This is a genomic window from Arthrobacter sp. HMWF013 (genome assembly GCF_003061105.1).
Classification (GTDB): Bacteria; Actinomycetota; Actinomycetes; order Actinomycetales; family Micrococcaceae; genus Arthrobacter.
This window is the reverse complement of record NZ_QAIQ01000067.1, coordinates 1-6,253: the sequence shown is the minus strand read 5'-3', so window position 1 is coordinate 6,253 and position 6,253 is coordinate 1. Positions and strand designations below refer to the sequence as shown.

Annotated in this window: 6 protein-coding genes; 1 reads left to right on the top strand and 5 read right to left on the bottom strand. The window is 65.4% G+C overall.

Annotation, left to right across the window (positions count from 1 at the left end; genetic code table 11):
- Positions 1 to 5: 5 nt before the first annotated feature.
- On the top strand, positions 6 to 1,448 hold the full coding sequence (locus DBR22_RS03155) for a sugar porter family MFS transporter (RefSeq protein WP_108597743.1): 1,443 nt from the start codon (positions 6 to 8) through the stop codon (positions 1,446 to 1,448).
- A 112-nt stretch (positions 1,449 to 1,560) separates the two neighbouring features.
- Here the strand turns inward: DBR22_RS03155 and DBR22_RS03150 are convergent, their stop codons facing one another.
- From DBR22_RS03150 to DBR22_RS03130, 5 genes are all read right to left on the bottom strand, one after another.
- Positions 1,561 to 2,082, bottom strand: a complete 522-nt coding sequence (locus tag DBR22_RS03150) for a GNAT family N-acetyltransferase (protein WP_258229022.1) — start codon at positions 2,080 to 2,082, stop codon at positions 1,561 to 1,563.
- A 156-nt stretch (positions 2,083 to 2,238) separates the two neighbouring features.
- Positions 2,239 to 2,997 carry an iron ABC transporter ATP-binding protein gene (locus DBR22_RS03145; RefSeq protein WP_108597742.1) on the bottom strand — a complete coding sequence of 253 codons (759 nt, stop codon included), beginning with the start codon at positions 2,995 to 2,997 and terminating at the stop codon, positions 2,239 to 2,241.
- Complete coding sequence (locus DBR22_RS03140; protein ID WP_108597741.1) at positions 2,994 to 4,016, bottom strand: iron chelate uptake ABC transporter family permease subunit; 1,023 nt, start codon at positions 4,014 to 4,016, stop codon at positions 2,994 to 2,996. The genes DBR22_RS03145 and DBR22_RS03140 overlap by 4 nt, the downstream gene beginning before the upstream one ends.
- On the bottom strand, positions 4,009 to 5,016 hold the full coding sequence (locus tag DBR22_RS03135; RefSeq protein WP_108597740.1) for an ABC transporter permease: 1,008 nt from the start codon (positions 5,014 to 5,016) through the stop codon (positions 4,009 to 4,011). Before DBR22_RS03135 ends, DBR22_RS03140 begins: the two co-directional genes overlap by 8 nt.
- Positions 5,017 to 5,050: 34 nt before the next feature.
- On the bottom strand, positions 5,051 to 5,995 hold the full coding sequence (locus tag DBR22_RS03130; protein WP_108597739.1) for a siderophore ABC transporter substrate-binding protein: 945 nt from the start codon (positions 5,993 to 5,995) through the stop codon (positions 5,051 to 5,053).
- Between the last annotated feature and the right edge of the window lie 258 nt (positions 5,996 to 6,253).

Genomic DNA, 6,253 nt, shown 5'->3' with positions numbered 1-6,253 from the left:
GCACCATGCCCATCGCCCAGGAACAGACCACCGCCAAGGTTCCGCAGCGGGTGATCTGGCTGGCGCTTGCAGGAGCGGTGGGCGGCTTCCTGTTCGGTTTCGACTCCTCGGTGGTCAACGGTGCGGTGGATGCCATCAAGGATGAATTCGCGCTCTCCGAGGCCGTCACGGGCTTTGCTGTGGCCGTCGCTTTGCTGGGCTGTGCCGCCGGCGCGTTCCTCGCCGGCAAGGTGGCCGACCGCTATGGCCGTATCCCTGCCATGAAGCTCGGCGCACTCCTGTTCCTGGTCAGCGCCATCGGAACCGGCTTCGCGTTCGGCGTCTGGGACCTGATCTTCTGGCGCCTCGTGGGCGGCCTGGGCATCGGCCTCGCATCGGTGATCGCCCCGGCCTACATTTCCGAGATTTCGCCGCGGCAGGTCCGCGGCAGGCTCGCCTCGCTGCAGCAACTTGCCATCACCACGGGTATCTTCGCCGCGCTCCTGTCCGATGCCATTTTTGCCACCACCGCCGGCGGTGCGGACCAGGCGTTCTGGCTCGGGATCGAAGCCTGGCGCTGGATGTTCCTCGCCGCGGCGGTTCCGGCAGTGGTTTACGGCTGGATCGCGTACACGTTGCCTGAATCCCCGCGCTTCCTGGTCATCCAGGGCAAGGAAGACGAGGCCCGGAAGGTCTTCGATTCGATCGCTCCGTCCGAGGAGACCGATAGGCACATCCGCGAGATCCAGGACGCCATCGAAGAAGACAAGCTGGCCGGCCAGAAGGGCTCCCTCCGGGGCAAGACCTTCGGACTCCAGGCCGTGGTCTGGGTGGGCATCATCCTCTCCGTCCTGCAGCAGTTCGTGGGCATCAACGTGATCTTCTACTACTCCACCACGCTGTGGAAGGCGGTTGGTTTCCAGGAAAAGGACTCCCTCACCATCTCCGTGGCCACCTCCATCACCAACATTTTGGTGACCCTCGTAGCCATCGCCCTGGTAGACCGGATCGGCCGCCGCCCCATCCTCCTGGCAGGCTCCATCGGCATGGCGGTTTCCCTGGGCACCATGGCCCTGGCGTTCTCCTCCGCCGTGGGCTCCGGCGCGGAGATCTCCCTGCCGGGCGCGTGGGGACCGGTGGCCCTGGTGGCGGCCAACATCTTCGTGGTCAGCTTCGGTGCGTCCTGGGGACCCCTGGTGTGGGTGCTGCTGGGCGAGATCTTCCCGTCACGGATCCGTGCCCGTGCCCTGGGCCTGGCTGCGGCCGCACAGTGGGTGGCCAACTTTGCCATCACGCTCAGCTTCCCTGTGATGGCCGCCGCGTCACTGCCGCTGACCTACGCGATGTATGCGCTGTTCGCTGCGGCATCCTTCTTCTTCGTGATGTTCAAGGTCCCGGAGACCAACGGCATGTCGCTGGAGCAGGCCGAGACCCTGTTCGTGCGCAAACGCAAGGGCTCCGCCGCCTGACCCGACGCTCTGGCACTTCCCGCGCATTTCCCGGCAACGCTCTGGCACTTCCTGCGCATTTCCCGGCGACGCTCTTGCACTTCCTGCGCATTTACCGGCAACGCTCTGGCACCTAGAGTGTGAGCTTCATGCCCTCGTGGCTGGAGTCGAAGCCAAGGCGCTCGTAGAACCGGTGCGCCGCCGTCCGGGTTTTGTGGGTGGTCAACTGCATCATGGAACAGCCACGGCGTCTGGACTCCTCGATGGCCCACTGGACCATCACCTTGCCGATCCCCTGGCCACGAAGACTCCCCGCCACACGTACGCCTTCAAGCTGCGAACGCCACGACCCCTGCCGCGAGATGCCGGGCAGGAAGCTCAGCTGGAACGTCGCAACCACCGAACCGTTCTCTGCCCCGTGCGGCACCAACTCCCCCACAACAAGCAGGTGGGACGGGTCGCCGTCGATCGCGGCAAAAGCCCGCTCGTAAGGCTCCATGTCCCCCACGTTTTCCCGCGCGGCGCCCATCGAGTCGTCCGCAAGCAGCTGCACCAGGGCGGGCAGATCGGCACGTACGGCGGGGCGGAGCCGGAACGTCCCGCCGTCGACGTCGGCAGTCAGCAAAGGGAGCGGGGCATCTGGGTTCCGGGTCACCGCACAAGCATTCCACAGCCGACGCCGGCACTCGCCGCGGGTGCCGGCGTCGTGCGTTGCGCGAGAGCGTTGCCGCAAAACTGCATGAAGTGAGTGAGCGTTGCCCAAAAACCCGCATTAAGTGAGAGAGCGTCGGTAGGCAGTGCTGGCAGCGGGTCAGGCGAAGTAAACGCCGATGCGGTTGCCGTCGATCTCCTCGATGCGGATATCGATGTCGTAGACGTCGTGCAGCATGGCGGACTGCATGATGTCCGCCGGGCTCCCCTGATGCACCAGGCGCCCGTTCTTCATCGCCAGGATGGTGTCCGAGTAGCAGGACGCGAAATTGATGTCGTGGACCACCAGGACGATGGTCTTGCCCAGCTCGTCGGCAAGCCGGCGCAGCAGCCGCATCATCTCCACCGAATGCTTCATGTCCAGGTTGTTCAGCGGCTCGTCCAGGAGCAGGTATTCGGTGTCCTGCGCCAGGACCATGGCGATGTAGGCCCGCTGCCGCTGCCCGCCGGAGAGTTCGTCCACAAACTTGTCCGCCATGGAGCCGAGGTCCAGGTGCCCGATGGATTCCTCCACGACGGCCTTGTCCTCAACGGTGGGGCGGCCGCCTGAGTGCGGGAACCGGCCGAAGGCCACGAGGTCGCGGACGGTGAGCCGCATGGTCAGGTGGTTCTCCTGGCGGAGGATGGCCATGGTCCGCGCGAGGTCCCGGCCGGGGGTTCCCGCGACGTCGAGTCCGCCAACGGACACGGCCCCGCTCTCCAACGGTTGCAGCCGGCTGATCAGGGACAACAGCGTGGACTTGCCGGCGCCGTTGGGTCCGATGATCGAGGTGATCCCGCCGCGGGGAATCACGCAGCTCACGTCGTCCAGGACTGCCTGGCCGCCGTAGCTCTTGGACACGTTCCGCACGTCGATCACTTGAGCGAGCCTTTCAGCAGGAGGTAGAGGAACAGGATGCCGCCGGCGAACTCGATGACCACGCTCAGGGCGGTTGCGAAGCCGAAGACGCGCTCCAGGATCAGCTGGCCACCCACCAGGGCCACGGCCCCGATCAGCACCACAATCGGGAGCAGCCGGGCGTGGTTGAAGCCCCGGCAGACCTGGTAGCCGAGGCTGACCACCAGCAGGCCAAAGAACGTCACGGGCCCCACCAGCGCGGTGGACACGGCCACCAGCAGCGAACAGGCCAGCAGGATCCACATGACCACCCGGCGGTGGTCCACACCCACATTGATGGCCAGTTCCCGGCCCAGGGCGAGGACATCCAGCGTGCTCCGGGCCCGCCAGACGGCCACACACACGGCGGAGATAACGACGGCGGACACGGCCAGCAGGGCAGGATCCACGTTGTTGAAACTCGCGAAGAAGAGGTCCTGCAGGATGATGAATTCGCTCGGCTCCATGAGCCGCTGCAGCAGGGACGAGAAGCCCCGGAACAGGCTGCCCAGGATGATTCCCACGAGCAGCAGCAGGTGCAGGGAACGGGTGGCCCCGGTGAACATCCAGCGGTACAGCAGCGCACTGAAGGCAACCATGAGGACCACTTCGACGCCGAACATCAGCGTGGGCGGCGCGGCGCTGACGGCTGCCGCCCCCACGGTGTATGCGAGCGCAGTCTGCACCAGGATGTAGAGCGAATCGAAGCCCATGATGGATGGCGTGAGGATCCGGTTGGCCGTGACGGTCTGGAAGAGCAGGGTGGAGACGCCCACGGCCACCGCCACGAGCAGCATGGCCGCAACCTTCAGGGCGCGCCGCGGGAGGACGTAGCCCACGTTGCCTTTGAGGTCGCTGAACAGGAAGAAGGCGACGGCGGCGATGGTGCAGGCGAGCAGGGTGCCGATGACCAGCCGGGGCGAAGCGTTCCGGACGGAGGCTATGAGTTTTGTACCCGCGCCGTGCGTGGTGTTTTTCTGCTGGAGGAGGGTCTCAGCCATTGCGTTTCCTCAGGATCAGGATGAGGAACAGGATGGCCCCCACCACGGCCATCACCATGCCCACGGGTACCTCGTATGGATAGCGGATGGTCCGGCCGATCACGTCGCAGATAAGCACAAATCCGGCGCCGAACAGGGCAGTCCAGGGAACGGCCCGGCGGAGGTTGTCGCCGAACAGGAGGGAGACGATGTTGGGTACCACCAGTCCGAGGAACGGCACGGCGCCCACTGTGGTGACCACCACGGCGGAGATCAGCGAGACGATCACCAGGCCCAGGCGCATGGTCCGGGCGTAGTTGAGGCCGAGGTTGGTGGTGAAGTCCTCGCCCATCCCGGCCACGGTGAACCGGTCGGCGGCGAGCAGGCCCACCAGTATGAGCACCGCCACGATCCAGAGCAGTTCATAGCGCCCGCGGAGCACGCCGGAGAAGTCACCGATCATCCAGTTGCTCAGGGTCTGGAGCAGGTCGTACCGGTAGGCGAAGAAGGTGGTGATGGCTGCGATGACTCCGCCCAGCATGATGCCCACCAGCGGGATGAGGAGGGTGTTGCGCGCGGGCAGGCGCCGCAGGATGCTCAGGAACAGGGCGGTGCCCAGGATGGCGAAAAAACTGGCCACGCCCATGCGGAGGAGGATGGGCGCCGTCGGGATAAAGACGGTGACCACCAGGATTCCCAGGGTGGCCGATTCCACGGTTCCCACCGTGGACGGTTCCACAAAACGGTTCCGGGCCATCAGCTGCATGATCAGGCCCGCCACGGCCACCGCCATCCCGGCGAGGACCACGGCGAGGGTACGGGGTACGCGGGAAATCCAGAAGATTTCGACGGCGGCCTGGTCACCAGCCAGCAGCGCGGGCAACGACACGTCGCTGACGCCCACGAACATACTCCCGGCGGCCAATGCCAGCACAACGGCGGCGGCCGCAGCCAGTCCCGCGAATTCGCGGGTCCGGCTGCGGCTTACCGGCGCGGTGGTGCGCAGGGCCGTGGCGGTCACTTTCGAAGCTCAGTCAGGGACGGTCAGGAAGGGCTCAGGCCACCGAATCGGCGACGGCGTTGACCATTGCCTGGACGTTGTTCAGGCCGTAGCCCACGATGTACCAGGCGGCCGGGTCCAGGTTGATGACCTTGTTGTTCCTGGCCGCATTGGTGGACTGCACCAGTTCGTTGTCCAGGACCGGGCTGGCTGCAGCTTCGGTTCCGATGGCGGTGTCGCGGTTGATCACGTACAGGAGGTCCGGGTTGACCTGCTTGATGTATTCGAAGGAGACGGCCTCGCCGTGGCTGCCTTCGGACTTCACGTCTGCTGCGGTGGGAACGCCCAGGACGTCGTGGATGATGCCGAAGCGGGACCCGGCGCCGTAGGCGGTCACTTCGCCGCCGGACGTCAGGACAATAAGGCCCTTGCCTGCGTTGGCGGCCTTGGCCCGGGTTTCAGCGATGGTGGAATCCACGCTGGCCAGCTTCGCGTTGACATCGGCTTCCTTGGCGAAAATGGTGCCCAGCTTCTGCGTCTGGGCCTTGAAGCTTTCCATCGGGTTGGCTGCATCGACGGACAGGTCGATGGTGGGGGCGATCTTGCTCAGTTCCTCGTACGCGCCGGCGGTGCGGCCGGAGATGATGATGAGGTCCGGCGCGCCGGCGCTGACGGCTTCAAAGTCGGGCTCCTTCAGCGAGCCGATCTTCTCGTATGTGGCGTCCGCGTACTTCGCGAGCGATTCCGGGTAGCTGGCCTCGGGAACGCCGGCGGGCTCCACGCCGAGGGCGTCCAGGGTGTCCAGGACGCCGAGGTCGAAGGTGAAGACCTTCTCCGGGTTGACCGGCACATTCGCCGTGCTGCCCTGCGCGTGCTCCACCGTGATGGTGGCGGCTTCGTCTGAGGAGGACGCGACGGCGCCGCCCCCGCAGGCGGTCATGGTCAGAAGCGCTGCTCCCGCCGTTAGTGCCCCCAAGTAGCTCGACAGCTTCTTCTTCATGCCAGGATCTCCACTCCGCTATTACGTCACAAGTTTGTTCGCTAATGTCCCTGAACTCTATAAGTAAGGTGAGGCTAACTTCAAAACACAGAGCCCCGATACGGACACAAAGTGCTGGAGCTCACAACGCACGACGCCGGCACTCACGGTGAGTGCCGGCGTCGTACATTGCAGGAGCGTCCCTCGAAAACCCGCAGGTACTGCGAGAGGGTTCCCGGAAAAGCTGCAGGAAGTGAGAGAGCGTCCGGGGTGGGGGCT